The following is a 15,535-nucleotide window of genomic DNA, read 5'->3' on the forward strand; positions in this document are numbered from 1 at the left end:
GCTGTACGCGGTCCGGGCCCGGAGTGCAGAGCGTGCTGTCCGCGCGGACGTTTGCCCGGTGGGTCAGGACTTGCCGCGGCCGGTGACGAAATCCCGGGCACGGTCCACCAGACCGATGCCCGGAGCGAGGAGCTTGTTCGCCGGGGGCGTGTCGGGGGCGGAGGGGTGCGGGCGGGTGGGGGCCATGGCCTTGGCCCGGCGGACCTTGTCGCCGAGCTCCTCGAGCATGTCGGAGGAACAGGCCTGGCGCAGCATCGGGAAGAGGTTGTCCTCCTCGTCCCGCACGTGGGCCATCACCTCGTCCATGAGCTGCGGCAGCAGCGGGTTGCCCGCAAGGTCGTCCGTGTCCGTCTTCTCGAGCTGCTTCAGGATCTTTTCGACGCGTCCGTGATCCGCGATCTCCTTGTCCGCGATCCGGTCGCCGCCCTCGATGTGCTCGCGCACCGCCGGGTACAGATACTGCTCCTCGGCGACCGAGTGGCGCACGAGCTCGATGGTGACCTCGTCCACGAGATCACGCAGTTCCTGTCCCCCACCGGTCATCGCCTGGATCTGGCCGAACATCTCGTCGACCTCTCGGTGGTCGGCCATCAGTTCCTCGACCACATTTCCGCCATGCCCCATCGCACATCCACCTCTCGCTGATCACGTCAGAGCCGAGTTCTCGGCCCGGCAGAAAGTGATTCCCTCTCGAGTCGGACCGTGTGGGTGCTGCTCATGTTCCTCATCCGATCGGACGCACTCCCGTGACCTCGTTGTCCGAGTGACCGGGCCAGTGGCGGTGCTGCGCCGCGGACCACCGGGAAGAGGTGAGCGATGTCCGGTCACCCGCCCCGGAACGCGAAGGAAGTGGTTGCCGCTCGATGGCAGCTCTCTGCCTGCACCGGTGAGCACACATGCCTGGAGAGCTCGTCGTCGTTTCGCGCGGTGCGAGGCATTCGGCAAGCGGCATGCGACGTTGAAGTCGAGCATGACGGCCCATCGCCCCGCCGTCCGGCGCGACGACGGGCCCGAGGCGGTGGTGCGGTCAGACGGCGGTGGGGAAGCGGTCCCAGACCCGGTGTCGGGCCAGCAGCGGGGTCATTTCGTCCAGCACCGCTTGGCCGCTGTCTGCGAACACGACTCCAGGAGCGTTGACGGGTAGCCCGGCCGCTTCCAGGACGGCTTCGGCGCCCGCCCAGCCGCCGATGGCCTTGGCGTGCCGGAAGGCTTCGGAGATGAGGAGCAGCAGGCGGGGGTCGAGCGCCGTCTGGCCTTGACCGGGTGCGCCGGCTTTGGCGTCCCGTGCGCCGTAGGCGTCGCCACCCGGAACAGGTGTCGGTGCTCCGGCGATGACGAGGACGTCGAATTCCACCGAGCGGGCGGTGGCGAAGGTTCGCTGGACGGTGATCGCGTCGTCGCCTGTGCCGAGCTTCCCGCCGGCCGGTGCGATGACCAGCGGGACCATGCCCGCCTCCAGTACGGCCTGGCGCAGGGCACGCACGCCGTCGGCATCGGCCAAGCCGTCGGTGACGATGCCGACGGTCCGGCCGTCGGCAGGCCATTCCTGGCCGATCTGGGACAGGGCCGGGCTCGGCTGCACGTCGGCAGCCGGTTCGGTGGCCTGCGGGGCGGGCAGTCCGAGGCCCTCGGCGACCCGGGCGCACAGTTCGGAGTCGATATTGGCGAGCGCGCGCAGCTGCCGTTCCTTGATGGCGTTGCTCCAGCATTTGCCGAGCTCGAAGGTGTAGGCGGCGATGATGTGCTCGCGTTCCACCGCGGTCATGCTCAGCCAGAACAGCCGGGGCTGGCTGAAGTGGTCGGCGTAGCTGGCAGGGGCGTCACGGACCTTGCGGCCGGCGGGCACCTCGACGGGTGTCTCGATGTAGGCACCGGTGTCCGCTCCGGCGAAGAACGGGCAGCCGCCGTCCAGCGAGTTCGGCTTGTACGGCGCCACCCCGGTGTGCACGGCCTGCTGGTGGAACCCGTCGCGCAGCATGTCGTTGACGGGCGCGTGCGGCCGGTTGATCGGGATCTGGTTGAAATTGGGACCGGCCAGGCGCGTGATCTGGGTGTCCAGGTAGGAGAAGAGCCGGCCGGCCAGCAGCGGGTCGTCGGTGACGTCGATGCCAGGGACCAGGTGGCCGACGTGGAAAGCGACCTGCTCCGTCTCGGCGAAGAAGCTGCTCGGGTTACGGTCGAGGGTCAACAGGCCGATCGGCTGGACCGGGGCCAGTTCCTCGGGGACGATCTTCGTCGAGTCGAGCAGGTCGATGCCCTCGAAGGTCTGCTCCGGGGTGTCCGGGAAGACCTGGATGCCCAGCTCCCACTGCGGGTAGGCGCCGGTTTCGATCGCGTCGGCGAGGTCGCGGCGGTGGAAGTCGGGGTCGACGCCGCTGGTGATCTGAGCCTCCTCCCACACCAGGGAGTGCACCCCGAGCTTCGGCTTCCAGTGGAACTTCACCAGCGTCGTGTCGCCTTGGGCGTCGACGAGGCGGAAGGTGTGGACGCCGAAGCCCTCCATCGTCCTGAACGACCGCGGAATTCCCCGGTCGGACATGTTCCACAGAGTGTGGTGCTGGGCCTCGGTGTGCAGCGAGACGAAGTCCCAGAAGGTGTCGTGGGCGCTCTGTGCCTGCGGGATCTCCCGGTCCGGGTGCGGCTTGCCGGCGTGGATGACGTCGGGGAACTTGATGGCGTCCTGGATGAAGAAGACCGGGATGTTGTTGCCGACGAGGTCGAAGACACCCTCCTCGGTGTAGAACTTGGTGGCGAACCCGCGGGTGTCGCGCACCGTGTCGGCGGATCCGCGTGAGCCGAGCACCGTGGAGAAGCGAACGAAGACGGGGGTCTCGGTGTCCTTGCGCAAGAACGCCGCGCGCGTGACGTTCTCGGCGGTGCCGTAGGCCTGGAAGATCCCGTGGGCGCCGGCGCCGCGGGCGTGGACCACGCGCTCGGGGATGCGCTCGTGGTCGAAGTGCATGATCTTCTCGCGCAGGTGGTGGTCCTGCAGCAGCACCGGTCCGCGTGCACCCACCTTGAGGGAGTGATCGGTGTCGTACAGCCGAGTGCCCTGAGCAGTGGTCAGATAGGCGCCGCTCTGCGCCTTGCGGGTGGGCTCCGCACCGGTCGGCTGGCCGGTGGGGCTGACGGTCTCGGGGGTGCCCTGGTCGGGCTTGGGCAGGAGCGGCTCGCGTGGCTCGACCGGCTCCTCGACCGTCACCGGCTCCAGCGAAGGCGCTCCGGGGACGCCTTCGGCGGGACCGTGGTCACCCAGGACCTCGGTCAGCTTCTCGGCGGCGGCTTTGAGCGGATGGGGTTTCGGCATCGTTCCTCCGTGCTCGGGACGGGACTACCGTCATCACGAGCCATGACCACTGCGGGCACCGGCATAACGGGCACATGAGAGAGATCCGTCCAACGAAGCACAGCCCATCCGGCCGTCTCCGGTCGCGACGACCAGGCGCCGCATCGGCGGCAACATCGCGCTCCCGCGCGGCATGTCCGAGGCTGACCTGGGGCCCTAGCGGTCGCGGAATCCAGTTGGTCCCCTGTCGGATGGTCCGGCGCAGAAACCACCCGCCGTCCGAGACCGGGTCTTCGCCGGTCCCGGCCTGCGGAAGGCCACACGGTGGCGTGGAGAGCCGGGGCGCTGGGGCGCGTGTGGATCTGCGGGGTCTGGGCACCCAGGGAGGCGCTGGAGATCGGCATGGATCCGGAGCTGATCATCGTGAAACGGCGCCCGTCGCGGGTGTCGCCCTGGCGAACGGAAGTGGTGCGATGGCGGCGGAGACGTGGGCGCCTGAGCCACCGGTAGTGACCTTCGCGCCGTCAGGCGTCTATGCACCGCAATGGGACACGGGACTGCTGACGCGCGCCCTGCGCCGGGAACACATCGGGCCTGCGACGACGGTGCTGGACCTGGGGACAGGCAGCGGAGCCCTCGCCATCCTGGCATCGCGGCTGGGAGCGCGCGTGACGGCAGTCGACATCTCGCGGCGCGCTCTTGTCACCGGGTGGGTCAATGCCCGGCTGGCAGGCCAGCGGATCCGTTTTCGCCATGGTGACCTCGTGGCCGCAGTGCCGGGCCGCTCCTACGACCTCATCGTCAGTAACCCGCCGTACGTACCCTCGCCCGACAGCCGGCTGCCACGGCGTGGCCGGGCCCGGGCATGGGACGCGGGCCGGGACGGAAGGGCTTTTGTCGATCGCATCTGTGCGGCGGCTCCGGCCGCACTTCGCCCTGGTGGCGTGTTGCTTCTCGTGCACTCCGGTCTGTGCGGCCCTCGGGCAACGCTGGACCGGTTGGCGCAGGCGGGACTGCACGCCTCGGTCACTGACCGGATCACCGTGCCCTACGGCCCGGTGCTGCGCTCACGGCGGCGGTGGCTTGTCGAAGAAGGCCTGGTCAAGGGCGATGAGAACCGTGAGGAACTGGTGGTCGTCCGTGCCCGCCATGTCTGAGCATTCGTGGCGTGCCGGCGACCGGTCTCATACCGCCGCTGAACACGGGGAACGGGCGCCGCTCGTGATCCTCGCCAATTTTGTGTCCCCGCTGGCCGTGGACCTCAGCGAGAGGTCGGTACTGCGCGGGTGGTCGGAGCAGGCGGCGCGCAAGCTGTGGCTCACCCGGCCCGGTGATGTACTGATCACCCCGGCCCCCCTCAGCGACGCTTTCCGCCGTTACGCCTTCGAGCGGCTGGGGATACCCGACGGTTCCGTCACCGTGGTGACCGTGCCGGATGCCCCCTTGCTGCCGACGGCCCAAGCTCTTGCCGCTCACGGGTTGCTGGAGCCGTTGCGTGCTCTCGTTCGCGAGCGTCCGGGTGCGTGTCTGCTCCCGACTGCCCTGGACGCGGCGTCCGTTGCCCTGGCCGGAGAACTCGGCGTGCCCGTCGTCCCCTACGAGACGAGCCCACCGCCGCCCGCAACCGTGAAGGCTGTGGCACGCCTGAACACGAAGTCCGGCTTCCGTGCGGTCGCCCATGAGCTGGGCATCCGGCTGCCGTACGGCCGTGTGTGCACCGGCGCGGAACTCTTCCGGGTCACCGACGAAGTCCTGTCCGTACATGAGCGGGTGGTGGTCAAACCCGACCGGTCAGCAGGCGGCCACGGCCTGTACTTCGTGACACGCGACGATCGGACGTCGCAGCCGATGCCGTCGGTGGACACGCATTGGGTTGTCGAACAATACGTGGGGCACACCACTGCGGTCAGCGCGCAAGGCTACGTCACCGCCGGCGGGGCCGACGTGCTGTACGACGGCGAGATGCGGATGAGTGGCGGCTCCTTCGTCGGCTACCGCTCACCGCTGGACGACCTGTCCGACCTGACACGCGCGGAGCTGGCCGACTGGACCCGGGTGCTGGGGCGCCATCTCGGCGCCGAAGGCTACCGAGGGCCCTACAGCCTGGACGCGGTGCGTGCGCAGGACGGGACCCTGCACGCGCTGGAGTGCAACGTACGGCGCACCGCGACCACCACGGCCCACGCCCTGGTCACCCGACTGGTCCACGGCGGCCGGCCGGTATGGTCCACCGGGGTAGCCGGCGCTTCGCTGCCGTCCTTCGACTCGGTGCTGGCGCGCCTGACCGGCTCATGCCTCGACTTCCGGCCCGCAGACGGTGAAGGCGTGCTCCTCTATACCGACCGCCCGGTGAACGGCAGCGGCTGGCGGTATGTGGCCATCGCCGCGGACCACTCACGGCTCGCCTCGCTGGAAGGCCGACTGGCCGCGACCCTGAAACCGGCTGTCCTCTGATTTCAGGCAAGGGGTCGTGCCGGTAGCGGCGCCCCCCGCTGTACACCGCATCGGGGCCGAACCCATTGACCGTCCACTGACACCCCCGGTAGGCGAATGGAGCAGCTCATGGGCGACAGTCCTCTCGCAGAGCGCACCATCGTGGTGACAGGCGCCGCGCGCGGCCTGGGAGCGGCCCTGGCGCGCGAACTCGCCCGGCGCGGCGCGCGCCTGGCGCTGATCGGTCACGAAAAGACGCAGCTGGAGGCGGTGGCCACGGACCTGCCCACCCGGGCCCTGGCCATCGAGGCGGATGTCACCGACGAGTCAGCCCTTGAAGAAGCGGCCGCGCAGATCCGTCGGCAGCTCGGCCCGCCGTCCGCCGTCGTCGCGAACGCCGGCATCGCCCAGGGCGGCCCATTCACCGCCACCGACATGGCCTCCTGGCAGCGGGTCATCGACGTGAACCTCACCGGCAGCGCCCTGACCGCGCACACCTTTCTGCCGGATCTGATCCAGACAGCCGGCTACTACCTCCAGGTCGCTTCCCTCGCAGCCTTCGGAGCCGCCCCGATGATGAGTGCCTACTGCGCCTCGAAAGCCGGCGCCGAGGCCTTCGCCCACGCCCTGCGCGCGGAGGTGGCCCCGCACGGCGTGGCGGTCGGCGTCGCCTACGTGAACTGGACCGACACCGATATGGTCCGCGACGCCGACCAGCACGCCGTCCTGCGCGAGCTACGCGCTCACATGCCCCTCCCCGCCCGGCGCATGTACCCCGCAGACGTCGTCGCACAGTGGCTCGTACAAGCCGTGGAACGCCGGCGCACGGCCGTCTACGCCCCCGCCTGGCTCCGTGTCGCCCACGTCTTCCGTGCCGCACTCCCGCCCCTGGTCCTGCGCCGCTCCCGCCGCCTCCTGCCGCGCCTGCAGGCCGAGCAGACCTTCTCGCCCACCGGCTCGCTCGGTGCCGGCGGCCGAGCCGACGACACCGCCCGCCAGGAGCGGTGACAACACACCATCCTCCACGGTGCCTCCGCGACCAGGCCGCTTCGCGGGCGCCGTCAAGGCTGATCTGCCGGGCGACATGGCCGGCACCAGCCAGGTCCTCGCCCTACAGGACCAGGCCGGTGAGCCGGCCGCGCTGCAATACGGCCCGGCCGGTGAGCCGCCACGCTGCAATACGGCCCCGTCCGTCAACTGGTAGGCGAGCGTGCGCAGGTCGTCGTAGTGCGCGGACGGCTCCCTCGAGGGGCCCCTCCGCTGCCGGCTACTGCCGCCGAACGAAGATCGCGCGTTTGATTTGCGAGGCCGAGCGAGGGTGGGTTACTCACGGTGACGGCCCAAGGTGCTGCCCTGTCGAGGGTCCGCCGGGCCGAGGCCATGGCCCCCACGCCGGTCAGCGAGGCGTCGCCGAACGCGACCGCCCGGGCCACCGCACACCGCCGTCGGTGGCCACGGCGGCGAAGAGCCACCGCGGCTATTCGGCAGGGCGGCCTCGCCGGCCCGCGATACGAGTCACCGTGACCGCGACGGTCACTCTCTCCGCGGCGTCAAGAGCGGCGAGGTGGGAGATGACGGCGGCCTCCACCCGGTCGTGGACGTTCCTGGCGGTGTCCAGCGTCCGCGGGCCTTCGGCCAGGACGCAGCGCACCTCGATGCGCCATCCCGAGCCGTCGGGCGCCCGGTCGGCGCGGACGCCTGCCTCGGGCGGCGTGCGGTGTGGAGTGGTGTCCGCTCCGGTGGGTGTGACCGCCGCCGCGAGACGGTGGGCGAGGCGCGGCTGCAGGCCCGCCACGCCTGGCACGGTGAGGGCCGCCTCGGCCGCGACGCTGAGCACGGTGGTCGTGCGGACAGTGGTCATCACGTGCCACCACCGGTTGGGAGGCCGGGGACGAGGCGTTGCGACACTGTCTCCAGCACGTCGACCACGGTGATGTCGACGGCCGTCACCGTGAGCCCCAATTCCTGTCCGGCCGAGTGGAGGACCGTTCGGCGCACTTGGTCGGCCAGATCGGGCAGGGGGCGGTCAAGGGCCACGGCCAGGGTCATGGTCACCCGCACGCCCGTGCTCTGGCCTTCGGGTGCGAGCTTGCAAGCTGCGGCCCTCGCGCCGGGAACTGAGTCTGCCGCCTGCCGCAGTACCTGCGCGGCGGCGGTTTCGGCGATCCGCAGGTCCCGGTCCGGGTCGGCCAGGGGCAGCAGCCGCCCGAGCCGGGCCTCTGCCCTGACGGCGTCCATGACGCGGTCGGTGAGCGCGCGCAGGCCGGGAGGGTCCTCGGCACGCAGCGCCTGGGCGGCTGCGTTTACTGTCGCGAGCCCCTCGACGGCTTCGCGACAGTGGGGGCAGGACATTGTGTGCGGCTCCACGGCCCGACCGTCGTCCTGCGCCTGCTCCCAGACCTGGCTCAGTAGGCGGCCGCAGGGCAGCACCTCATCGTCAGCGAACGGCCGCGCCCCGGCGGCCGGGCCGGTACGGGGCCTGTTTGCTCCGGGCGGTGCGGAAGGCCGCGTGTGCGCGTTGTTCATCGCCATGGGCCCATCGCCTCCTGCAGGGATCGGCGTGCCCTGAACAGTCTGCCGCGCACCGTCTGCTCGCTGGTCCGTGTCACGTGGGCGATCTCCTTGTAGGGCAGGCCCTGCAGTTCCCGCAGGATCCAGCAGATTCGCTGTCCCGCGTCCAGTTCGGCGAGCGCGCGGGACAGCGCGGCGGTGGCCGCGTCCTGCTCGGCGGCCCGGGCGGGCTGGCTCGATGCGTCGCCCATAGCGGGTTCGCCGACGGTGTCCAGGGAGAGGGCCGGGGATCGGCGTCGGCGCATGGTCAAGCAGCGGTTGACGGTGATCCGGTACATCCAGGTCCGGAACTCGGCGTCGTGGCGGTATTCGGGCAGGCGCCGCCAGGCGCTGACGAAGGCGTCCTGAACGGCTTCTTCGGCGTCCTGGGGGTTACCGAGCATGCAACGGGCCAGGGCCAGGAGGGGCCGGCTGTGCCGCTGGACGAGAACGGCAAAGGAGTCTTCGTCTCCCTCTGCCGCCCGTACGGCCAGCAGCCCGTCCGGCAGGTCGCATCCCGGCCATGCTGAAGCAGTTCGTTCGATCATGATGTTCCCGCGCAAGGCTCGGAATGTGCGCGTACCCCGACTCGAAGGCGTGATGCACGTCACACCTGATGTGTGTGAGGAGTATGCCGCCGCGGGTGTCCAACGTTCGACGGGCACCACGCAGGTGCCTCTCCAACCGATCGAGGCGACTGCCATGACGGACAACATCACCAGCGTCGGCGGGAGCAACGGACCCGGCTCCGGCGTGAGCGCGCTCAAGAGCCGTACCGGGGCCACCGCTCCGGCCGAGACACGGGGGAAGACCACCATCGCGGACGGCGTGGTGGCCAAGATCGCGGGCACGGCCGCCCGCGAAATATCGGGCATCCACAGCCTGGGAGCGGGGATGGCCCGTGCCTTCGGCGCCATGCGTGAGCGCGTTCCCGGCGCGGGCGAAAACGTCACCCAAGGAGTGAAGGTCGAGGTCGGCGAACGCCAGGCGGCCGTGGACCTGGACGTCGTCATCGAGTACGGCGTCTCCATCGTCGACGCCGCCGGCGACGTACGTGCCAACGTGATCAGCGCAGTGGAGCGAATGACGGGGCTGGAGGTCGTCGAGGTGAACATCACCGTCGACGACGTCCACCTCCCCGACGACGACGAGGAGGAGCAGCCCGGACGGGACGAGGGCCGCGTGAGGTGATCCACCGCGTCCCTCGGCGACACGGACGACGACGCTCGTGAGACGTGAGAGGGGTGAGTCAACGATGAACACAGCAACCACGGGCCTCGCGGCCGGGATGGCCCTGGGCTTCGCCGCCTACTTCGGCGGGTTCTGGGCATTTCTCCTGGTCCTGGTCCTGGGCGCGGTGGGGCTGGTCGTCGGCCTCGTCATACAGGGTGACCTCGACCTGCACGCGCGGAGGCAGCGGTGAATACCCGGCCCGGTTCCCCACCCCTGGGGGAACAGTCAGGCCTGCCACCGCCGGCCGATCGGGGCGCCACCGTCATCCGGGACAGGGCGGTCGCCCGTATCGCGGCCCATGCCGCACACACGGCCCAGTCATGGCGCGCCCCCATACCGTCCGACCTGGGCGAACCGGCAGCACCCAGCGCCTCCGCCGCCGTCGCTACTGGATCGGCCCGCCTGCACCTGGAGATGGACCTGCCCTACCCCATCGACATCCCCCGCGTCTGCGAGGGGATCCAGCACGACGTCGCCGAGCAGGTGGCTCAGCTGACCGGCTTCGACGTCGGGGAGGTCACCCTCACCGTCCGGCGGCTGGTGACCGCCTTCTGCGCGAACCGGGCACGGGTCCAATGAGCCGCCGCGCGGCCCGGGCCGCCACACGCACCGCGCAGGAAGGAGAACCGCGATGAGACCCGACCTGGACCTCCCGACCCGCGGCCCCGCGCGTCACGCCACTGTGCCGCCGTCCGAGGGGGACCCGCCCCCTTCACCGGAGTCGAGGGCCGGCGAGCATGACAAGGGGTATCGGGCCCACCGACCGTGGTCGGCCCGCCGCCTCCCCTCCGCGCTGGTCGCTATGGTGATTCTCGTGGCGGCGGCCGTAACGCTGTTCGACGTGGTCGCCGTACGGGCGGGCCGCCCTGCGGCAGCCTGGCGACGGCACCTGACCGCCGAACTGGCCACCCGCCCCGTGAATGACATCTGGATGCTCACCGGTGCGGCCGTGACAGCCGTCGCCGGCGTCTGGCTGATCGTCCTGGCCCTCACCCCCGGCCTGCGCCGCTGGCTGCCCCTGCGGTCACCGGCGCCCCGACTGCGCGCCTTCCTGGACCGCGACGGCGCCGCCGGCCTGTTGCGAGATGCCGCCATGCGGGTACCCGGGGTCAGCAAGGCGCGCATCACGGTGCGCCGCCACCACGTCAGCGCCCGCGCAGACGTCCGCTTCCGCGACCCCCGACACGTGAAAGAGGACCTCACCGCCGCCCTCGACGATGAGCGCCAACGACTCGCCCTCGCGAGCCCTCCCCGCATTGTCGTCGCTCTACGGCGACGCAACTGACCGAGAACTTAAGGACCGGAGCCTCCACCATGACGCCGCGACTCGTAGCCAACCGCAGCCTGCTGGCTCTCGCTGGACTCGTCCTGCTCGGCGGTGGCCTGCTCATCCTCTTCGCCGGGCTCGACGTCTACCGGCACTATGATCTGGTCACACCCGTCGGTTGGCCCCTGACCACGCAGGACGACGTCCTGCTCAGCTCCGCCGACCGGGCCCGCTGGAGCAACCAGGGCTGGTGGTGGTGGCCGACGGTCATTGCCGTGCTCACCCTCGTCCTCCTGCTCGCCCTGTGGTGGCTGCTCGCCCAACTGCGCCGACGCCACCCCGGAGCGCTGCCCGTCGCCGGCACAACCGCGCGGAATGGCATCGAATTGCGCGACCACGTGCTCAGCAACGCGATCGCCGCCGAAGCCGGCGCCCTGCCGGGGGTCGAACAGGCCGCCGTACGAATCACCGGGCGACCTGCCCACCCCCGGACCCGCGTCAGCCTCACTCTCACCCCCCACGGGGCGCCGAACGCGGCCCTCGATGCCCTCTGCGAGGGTCCACTGCGCACCGTCCATCATTCCACCGGCTCCGACATGCCCTTCGAAGCCCGCCTGCGCGTGGCACGCCACAAACCGCACCGCACCGAATAGGGAGACGACTGGCCACACTCGTGCCCATACCTCCCGGGGTTCTTCGCAGTTCACTGCCGAACGGCCCTACTTTCCCCGAAGGAGAGGTCATGATCATCCTCGGCGTTATTCTGCTCATCGTCGGCTTCCTCACCGGGATATCCATCCTGTGGACCATCGGGATCGTCCTCGTGGTAATCGGCGCCGTCCTATGGATCGTCGGCGCAATGGGACACGCTGTTGGCGGCCGACGCCACTATTGGTGACCGATCCTGCAGCGCAGCGGATGGGTCGCTCCGCACCCCCGAGGCCGAACCGCATACCTTCGCTCCGGCCCGGCATCGCACTAGAGGACTATTTCGCCCAAGGCAGCACTGGCGCGCGAGCGCCATCCCTCGAAAGACAGCAGGCCAGACCATGACCAAGAAGCCGAAGGCATCCCGCACTACGCAGGGCAAGGCTCAGAGCCGTCACGAAGGCACTGAGCAGCACGGCTGGTCACCGGATGTAGACACGACCTCCCAGCAGGAAAACCCCAGCGCCCACCGTTCCTTCCACGCGGACGAGTACGCGCCTCCCAAAGGCCCAGGACGGACGGTCTCCAAGGAAGAAGCGGGAAACCCCCACGGAAAGCCCACCAAGAGCACCAGCAGGCGCGGTGAAGATCAGAGTAAGACCTCAGCGGAGAAGGGCATGCACGACACCGGCCCTCAAGGCCGGTCCCATCGGCCCAGCGGAACGAAGGACGCCTCCGCCACCACGGGCGTGGACCCCCAAGACCCGCCCGGTAAGCGCAGTGGAGGCTAGCGCGTAAGCCGAGTGATTTCGCATGCCGTCCGACTGGTCGCTGCAACGGGGCCGCCGCCGCGGGCGAGGGCACGTCGGCCACTTCTCGGTACGTCCGCAGCACAACGTCGTGATGCGCGCCGCCGGGCTCGAATGGCACGAACAGGGAGATGTCTGGCACCGTGTCATCACGAACGAGCACCGCTCGGCCATCAGTGACATCCCGGCAGAGGCGTGATATCCAGACGTCCATGCCGGTCAGGGCGGAACAGTGCTCGGAAGCTGTGGATCGGGCCGGGGAGGACGTACCTTCCCTGGTGATCGATCAATAGGCCATCGAGCAAGGCCGATGTCGGCGCGTCGGTCGGGAAGGCACGTCCGCGCTCACCGTAGTCAACGCCGACGGCACCACCAGTGGCGGGTTATCGCTGCTGGACGAGATTGTCCGGGAGGGCGCGCGCCGGATGCTGGCCGCCGCGCTGGAGGCCGAGGTCAACTCCTACATAGCCGAGTTAGCCGACCAGCGGGACGAGAGCGGTCGCCGTCTGGTGGTGCGCAACGGCTACCACCAGCCAAGGAAGGTCACCACCGCGGCCGGATCGGTCGCGGTGCGGGCGCCGCGGGTCAACGACAAGCGGGTGGACGCAGCCAGTGGGGAGCGCAAGCGGTTCTCCTCGGGGATCCTGCAGCCCTGATGCCGCAGGTCTCCGAAGATCGCGGAGGTGCTGCCGCTGCTCTATCTGCACGGCCTGTCCACCGGGGACTTCGTGCCCGCGCTGGAGCAATTCCTCGGCTCCACGGCGGGCCTGTCGCCGGCGACCGTCACCCGGCTGACCGCCCAATGGCAAGCAGACCACGCCGCATTCCAGGACCGCGATCTGTCCGGCACCGACTACGTGTACGTCTGGGTCGACGGCATCCACCTGCGGATCCGCCTGGAAGAGGCCAAGGCCGCCGTTCTGGTCGTGATCGGCGTCCGCGCCGACGGCACCAAAGAGCTGGTGGCCATGACTGACGGCTACCGCGAATCGTCCGAAGCCTGGGCCGCCCTCCTGCGTGACTGCGCGCGCCGCGGCATGCGGGCCCCGGTGCTCGCGGTCGGCGACGGCGCGCTTGGCTTCTGGAAGGCCCTGCGCGAGGTCTTCCCCACCACCCGCGAGCAAAGGTGCTGGGTTAACAAGACCGCCAACGTGCTGGACGCCATGCCCACGTCCGCGCAATCGGCGGCGAAGAAGGCCCTGCAGGACATCTACAACGCCGAAGATCGCGAGCGTGCCGAGCAGGCCATCACGACGTTCGCGAAGCTCCACGGCGCGAAGTTCCCCAAGGCGGTCCGGAAGATCACCGATGACCAGGACGTGCTGCTGGAGTTCTACCACTTCCCGGCCGAGCACTGGATCCACCTGCGCACCACGAACCCCATCGAGTCGACCTTCGCCACCTTCCGCCTCCGCACCAAGGTCACCAAGGGCGCCGAAAGCCGCGCGGTAGGACTGGCGATGGTCTTCAAGCTGGTCGAATCCGCCCAGGCCCGCTGGCGGGTCATCAACGGCTCCCATCTCGTCCCGCTCGTCCGTGCCGGCGCCCGCTTCGAACGCGGCCAGCTGGTCGAGCGGCCCGCAGCTGCTGTTGCCTGACACTGAGTTCAACTGATTGACGAGCCACCCATTCAAACCGCAGGCGGCCAACTGACCAACCTGAGATTCGCCGAATCCGGATTTCTGTCCAGGCATCGCAAGGTGAGCTGCTTGCGACGTTGCCGAGGCGTCCAGCCGTGGTGAAGCAACGCATCTCGTATGACTCCCGCAACCAACCCAGGTGCGATCACCACACCGTGCTCAACCCACGTCGCCATGCGCTGTCCATCATTTTCCTCGTGCAGGACAACGATTGCCAGACCGGGCTCATCATTGGGCGCGACTACCCAGCGATAGCGTTCCCCGTCGACAACAATTACCCGCGTGCCCCTTTTCGCAATGGCCATGCAACTCAACCTTCCGCACCACGCACGGCCGCACCAACTCGTGCGCGTAGACCGACAGTGTGCCTCTTGTCGGGGGCGTCGTGGAACTCTGCGGCGGCCTCAACCGATTCCGCGCCAGACGTCGACTGAGGGGGAAGTTGCCCCGCTCGCCGCAGGCTCCGACCTACCCACCACCGGCTTCGCGACCCTGACCGAGGTCAGCTGATCCACAGGTATTGACAATTGCTCGTCAGGGCGCTGGCAGCAGCGGTGCCTGGCTTGCGGGCTGCCGCTGCCGCCGACTGCACCGCCCCTACGAACGCAAGGCGTCGTCGGGCCGACCGGCGACTTCGACTGGACGCCGCCCGACGAGGAGGTCTATCACGGCCGCAACCACCAGAGGCTTCACGTTGGTCACCTACATCGCCACACTCGATGTCCCGCGCCACGTCGTGGAGTACCTGGCCCGGTTGTTGGCCCTGCGCCGTCGACGGATCGGAACCCCGAAGGGGGCACGGGCGCTGGTCCCATTCCGTCAGGCGGTGCTGGTGCTGCGCTGGTTCCGTGAGCGAGGCTGTGTGCACTGCCTCGCCCGGGACGCCGGTGTATCCCAGGCGACCGGCGACCGGCTACCGCTACCGCTACCGCTACCTACACGAGGGCATCGACGTCCTCGCAGACCAAACCCCCTACCTCCATGCGGTGTTGGACCGTTGCCGCGCCGTGGGCATGACACACCTGGTACTGGGCGGCACATTGATCGCATGCGACCGGGTCGCCGGTGTCCGCGAGAACGGCAATGACCTGTGGTTCAGCCAGAAACACAAGAGTCTTGGCGGCAACATTCAGTTTCTGTCCGCTCCGGACGGCACGCCTTTGTGGATCTCGGATGTGGAGCCGGGCCCACGCCGGACATCACGGTCGCGCGACTGCACGTGCTGCCGGCGCTGTACAAGGCCGCCGCCGGTGGCCTGCCCACCCTGGCAGACAAGGGGTGCATAGGCACCGGGATCGGCACCGTGTCCCTGTTCGCCGCCCCAAGGGCCGCTCAGAGAAGGCTCTGGACATCGACATCCGCATGACGAACGCCCTGATCAGACACGTCCGAGCCCTCGGCGAACGCACCGCCGCCGAACTCAAGGAACGCCGGCGCACTTTGAAGCGCATCAGCCTCAGCCCCACACTGATCGGTGATATTGCCCGCGCTGCCTTGGTCCTCAACAACCACTGGAGGTGCTCTTCATTGAGAAACCCTCATTGGCCAGTAACGACGGAGTTGAAGGCACCTCGCCCACGTGCGCGCCGCAGGTCTTCGGCCGTGCTGGAGCGGGCGATAGGCTTGGTCACTTACCTACCCGTGACGTAGCCGCTGCATCAGCCCCCCT

General features: G+C 69.3%; 18 protein-coding genes and 2 pseudogenes. 14 read left to right on the forward strand and 6 right to left on the reverse strand.

Annotated features, from left to right (window positions below; translation table 11 throughout):
* Positions 1–63: 63 nt before the first annotated feature.
* The gene (locus ACFV0T_RS37355; protein ID WP_385789256.1) at positions 64–624 is read right to left on the reverse strand and encodes a hemerythrin domain-containing protein; all 561 of its coding nucleotides are present in this window, start codon (positions 622–624) and stop codon (positions 64–66) included.
* Positions 625–1,027: 403 nt separating this feature from the next.
* Entirely contained in the window at positions 1,028–3,307 is a 2,280-nt protein-coding gene (locus ACFV0T_RS37360; protein WP_385789258.1) for a catalase, read from the reverse strand.
* A 452-nt stretch (positions 3,308–3,759) separates the two neighbouring features.
* Here ACFV0T_RS37360 and ACFV0T_RS37365 point away from each other — a divergent pair, with 452 nt between their 5' ends.
* From ACFV0T_RS37365 to ACFV0T_RS37380, 4 genes are all read left to right on the forward strand, one after another.
* Entirely contained in the window at positions 3,760–4,443 is a 684-nt protein-coding gene (locus ACFV0T_RS37365; RefSeq protein WP_385789259.1) for a HemK2/MTQ2 family protein methyltransferase, read from the forward strand.
* The gene (locus tag ACFV0T_RS37370; protein ID WP_385789260.1) at positions 4,436–5,740 is read left to right on the forward strand and encodes a peptide ligase PGM1-related protein; all 1,305 of its coding nucleotides are present in this window, start codon (positions 4,436–4,438) and stop codon (positions 5,738–5,740) included. The genes ACFV0T_RS37365 and ACFV0T_RS37370 overlap by 8 nt, the downstream gene beginning before the upstream one ends.
* 108 nt (positions 5,741–5,848) lie before the next feature.
* Complete coding sequence (locus ACFV0T_RS37375) at positions 5,849–6,727, forward strand: SDR family oxidoreductase (RefSeq protein ID WP_385789262.1); 879 nt, start codon at positions 5,849–5,851, stop codon at positions 6,725–6,727.
* Between the two features lie 19 nt (positions 6,728–6,746).
* A complete protein-coding gene (locus tag ACFV0T_RS37380; RefSeq protein ID WP_385789264.1) occupies positions 6,747–6,923 on the forward strand; it encodes a hypothetical protein in 177 nt (58 codons plus the stop codon).
* Between the two features lie 273 nt (positions 6,924–7,196).
* Here the strand turns inward: ACFV0T_RS37380 and ACFV0T_RS37385 are convergent, their stop codons facing one another.
* Genes ACFV0T_RS37385 through ACFV0T_RS37395 form a run of 3 tightly spaced genes read right to left on the reverse strand, consistent with a single transcriptional unit; the run spans position 7,197 to position 8,817 of the window.
* The gene (locus ACFV0T_RS37385; protein ID WP_385789266.1) at positions 7,197–7,580 is read right to left on the reverse strand and encodes a hypothetical protein; all 384 of its coding nucleotides are present in this window, start codon (positions 7,578–7,580) and stop codon (positions 7,197–7,199) included.
* Complete coding sequence (locus ACFV0T_RS37390; RefSeq protein WP_385789268.1) at positions 7,580–8,251, reverse strand: hypothetical protein; 672 nt, start codon at positions 8,249–8,251, stop codon at positions 7,580–7,582. Before ACFV0T_RS37390 ends, ACFV0T_RS37385 begins: the two co-directional genes overlap by 1 nt.
* Positions 8,242–8,817 (reverse strand): RNA polymerase sigma factor, encoded by a 576-nt coding sequence (locus tag ACFV0T_RS37395; RefSeq protein WP_385789270.1) that lies wholly within the window; start codon positions 8,815–8,817, stop codon positions 8,242–8,244. The genes ACFV0T_RS37390 and ACFV0T_RS37395 overlap by 10 nt, the downstream gene beginning before the upstream one ends.
* Before the next feature lie 154 nt (positions 8,818–8,971).
* On the opposite strand from ACFV0T_RS37395, the gene ACFV0T_RS37400 reads away from it, so the two are divergent.
* The 9 genes and pseudogenes from ACFV0T_RS37400 to ACFV0T_RS37440 all read left to right on the forward strand — a co-directional run bounded on the left by ACFV0T_RS37400 (position 8,972) and on the right by ACFV0T_RS37440 (position 13,824).
* The gene (locus ACFV0T_RS37400; RefSeq protein ID WP_385789271.1) at positions 8,972–9,460 is read left to right on the forward strand and encodes an Asp23/Gls24 family envelope stress response protein; all 489 of its coding nucleotides are present in this window, start codon (positions 8,972–8,974) and stop codon (positions 9,458–9,460) included.
* 64 nt (positions 9,461–9,524) lie between these two features.
* Complete coding sequence (locus tag ACFV0T_RS37405; RefSeq protein ID WP_385789272.1) at positions 9,525–9,692, forward strand: hypothetical protein; 168 nt, start codon at positions 9,525–9,527, stop codon at positions 9,690–9,692.
* The gene (locus ACFV0T_RS37410; protein ID WP_385789274.1) at positions 9,689–10,081 is read left to right on the forward strand and encodes an Asp23/Gls24 family envelope stress response protein; all 393 of its coding nucleotides are present in this window, start codon (positions 9,689–9,691) and stop codon (positions 10,079–10,081) included. The genes ACFV0T_RS37405 and ACFV0T_RS37410 overlap by 4 nt, the downstream gene beginning before the upstream one ends.
* Before the next feature lie 235 nt (positions 10,082–10,316).
* Complete coding sequence (locus ACFV0T_RS37415; protein WP_385789275.1) at positions 10,317–10,787, forward strand: DUF6286 domain-containing protein; 471 nt, start codon at positions 10,317–10,319, stop codon at positions 10,785–10,787.
* 29 nt (positions 10,788–10,816) lie between these two features.
* Positions 10,817–11,422 carry an alkaline shock response membrane anchor protein AmaP gene (locus ACFV0T_RS37420; protein ID WP_385789276.1) on the forward strand — a complete coding sequence of 202 codons (606 nt, stop codon included), beginning with the start codon at positions 10,817–10,819 and terminating at the stop codon, positions 11,420–11,422.
* 89 nt (positions 11,423–11,511) lie between these two features.
* On the forward strand, positions 11,512–11,667 hold the full coding sequence (locus tag ACFV0T_RS37425; protein ID WP_385789277.1) for a DUF6131 family protein: 156 nt from the start codon (positions 11,512–11,514) through the stop codon (positions 11,665–11,667).
* A 151-nt stretch (positions 11,668–11,818) separates the two neighbouring features.
* Positions 11,819–12,208: a hypothetical protein gene (locus ACFV0T_RS37430; RefSeq protein WP_385789279.1), complete on the forward strand. Its 390-nt coding sequence runs from the start codon at positions 11,819–11,821 to the stop codon at positions 12,206–12,208.
* A 22-nt stretch (positions 12,209–12,230) separates the two neighbouring features.
* On the forward strand, positions 12,231–12,425 hold the full coding sequence (locus tag ACFV0T_RS37435; RefSeq protein ID WP_385789280.1) for a hypothetical protein: 195 nt from the start codon (positions 12,231–12,233) through the stop codon (positions 12,423–12,425).
* A gap of 190 nt (positions 12,426–12,615) precedes the next feature.
* A pseudogene (locus tag ACFV0T_RS37440) lies at positions 12,616–13,824 on the forward strand (IS256 family transposase).
* 32 nt (positions 13,825–13,856) lie between these two features.
* Here ACFV0T_RS37440 and ACFV0T_RS37445 read toward each other — a convergent pair.
* On the reverse strand, positions 13,857–14,171 hold the full coding sequence (locus tag ACFV0T_RS37445; RefSeq protein WP_385789282.1) for a hypothetical protein: 315 nt from the start codon (positions 14,169–14,171) through the stop codon (positions 13,857–13,859).
* A 389-nt stretch (positions 14,172–14,560) separates the two neighbouring features.
* Here ACFV0T_RS37445 and ACFV0T_RS37450 point away from each other — a divergent pair.
* Positions 14,561–15,369: pseudogene (locus ACFV0T_RS37450) on the forward strand (transposase family protein); the annotation flags it as partial.
* Between the last annotated feature and the right edge of the window lie 166 nt (positions 15,370–15,535).

Source organism: Streptomyces sp. NPDC059582, assembly GCF_042735715.1.
In the GTDB taxonomy this organism is placed as follows: Bacteria; Actinomycetota; Actinomycetes; order Streptomycetales; family Streptomycetaceae; genus Streptomyces.

What these genes read in the sequence shown, in the direction of transcription:
- ACFV0T_RS37355 (WP_385789256.1), bottom strand. Translation starts at nt 624, where the DNA reads ATGGGGCATGGCGGAAATGTGGTCGAGGAACTGATGGCCGACCACCGA.
- ACFV0T_RS37360 (WP_385789258.1), bottom strand. Translation starts at nt 3,307, where the DNA reads ATGCCGAAACCCCATCCGCTCAAAGCCGCCGCCGAGAAGCTGACCGAG.
- ACFV0T_RS37365 (WP_385789259.1), top strand. Translation starts at nt 3,760, where the DNA reads ATGGCGGCGGAGACGTGGGCGCCTGAGCCACCGGTAGTGACCTTCGCG.
- ACFV0T_RS37370 (WP_385789260.1), top strand. Translation starts at nt 4,436, where the DNA reads ATGTCTGAGCATTCGTGGCGTGCCGGCGACCGGTCTCATACCGCCGCT.
- ACFV0T_RS37375 (WP_385789262.1), top strand. Translation starts at nt 5,849, where the DNA reads ATGGGCGACAGTCCTCTCGCAGAGCGCACCATCGTGGTGACAGGCGCC.
- ACFV0T_RS37385 (WP_385789266.1), bottom strand. Translation starts at nt 7,580, where the DNA reads ATGACCACTGTCCGCACGACCACCGTGCTCAGCGTCGCGGCCGAGGCG.
- ACFV0T_RS37390 (WP_385789268.1), bottom strand. Translation starts at nt 8,251, where the DNA reads ATGGCGATGAACAACGCGCACACGCGGCCTTCCGCACCGCCCGGAGCA.
- ACFV0T_RS37395 (WP_385789270.1), bottom strand. Translation starts at nt 8,817, where the DNA reads ATGATCGAACGAACTGCTTCAGCATGGCCGGGATGCGACCTGCCGGAC.
- ACFV0T_RS37400 (WP_385789271.1), top strand. Translation starts at nt 8,972, where the DNA reads ATGACGGACAACATCACCAGCGTCGGCGGGAGCAACGGACCCGGCTCC.
- ACFV0T_RS37405 (WP_385789272.1), top strand. Translation starts at nt 9,525, where the DNA reads ATGAACACAGCAACCACGGGCCTCGCGGCCGGGATGGCCCTGGGCTTC.
- ACFV0T_RS37420 (WP_385789276.1), top strand. Translation starts at nt 10,817, where the DNA reads ATGACGCCGCGACTCGTAGCCAACCGCAGCCTGCTGGCTCTCGCTGGA.
- ACFV0T_RS37425 (WP_385789277.1), top strand. Translation starts at nt 11,512, where the DNA reads ATGATCATCCTCGGCGTTATTCTGCTCATCGTCGGCTTCCTCACCGGG.
- ACFV0T_RS37430 (WP_385789279.1), top strand. Translation starts at nt 11,819, where the DNA reads ATGACCAAGAAGCCGAAGGCATCCCGCACTACGCAGGGCAAGGCTCAG.
- ACFV0T_RS37435 (WP_385789280.1), top strand. Translation starts at nt 12,231, where the DNA reads ATGCCGTCCGACTGGTCGCTGCAACGGGGCCGCCGCCGCGGGCGAGGG.
- ACFV0T_RS37445 (WP_385789282.1), bottom strand. Translation starts at nt 14,171, where the DNA reads ATGGCCATTGCGAAAAGGGGCACGCGGGTAATTGTTGTCGACGGGGAA.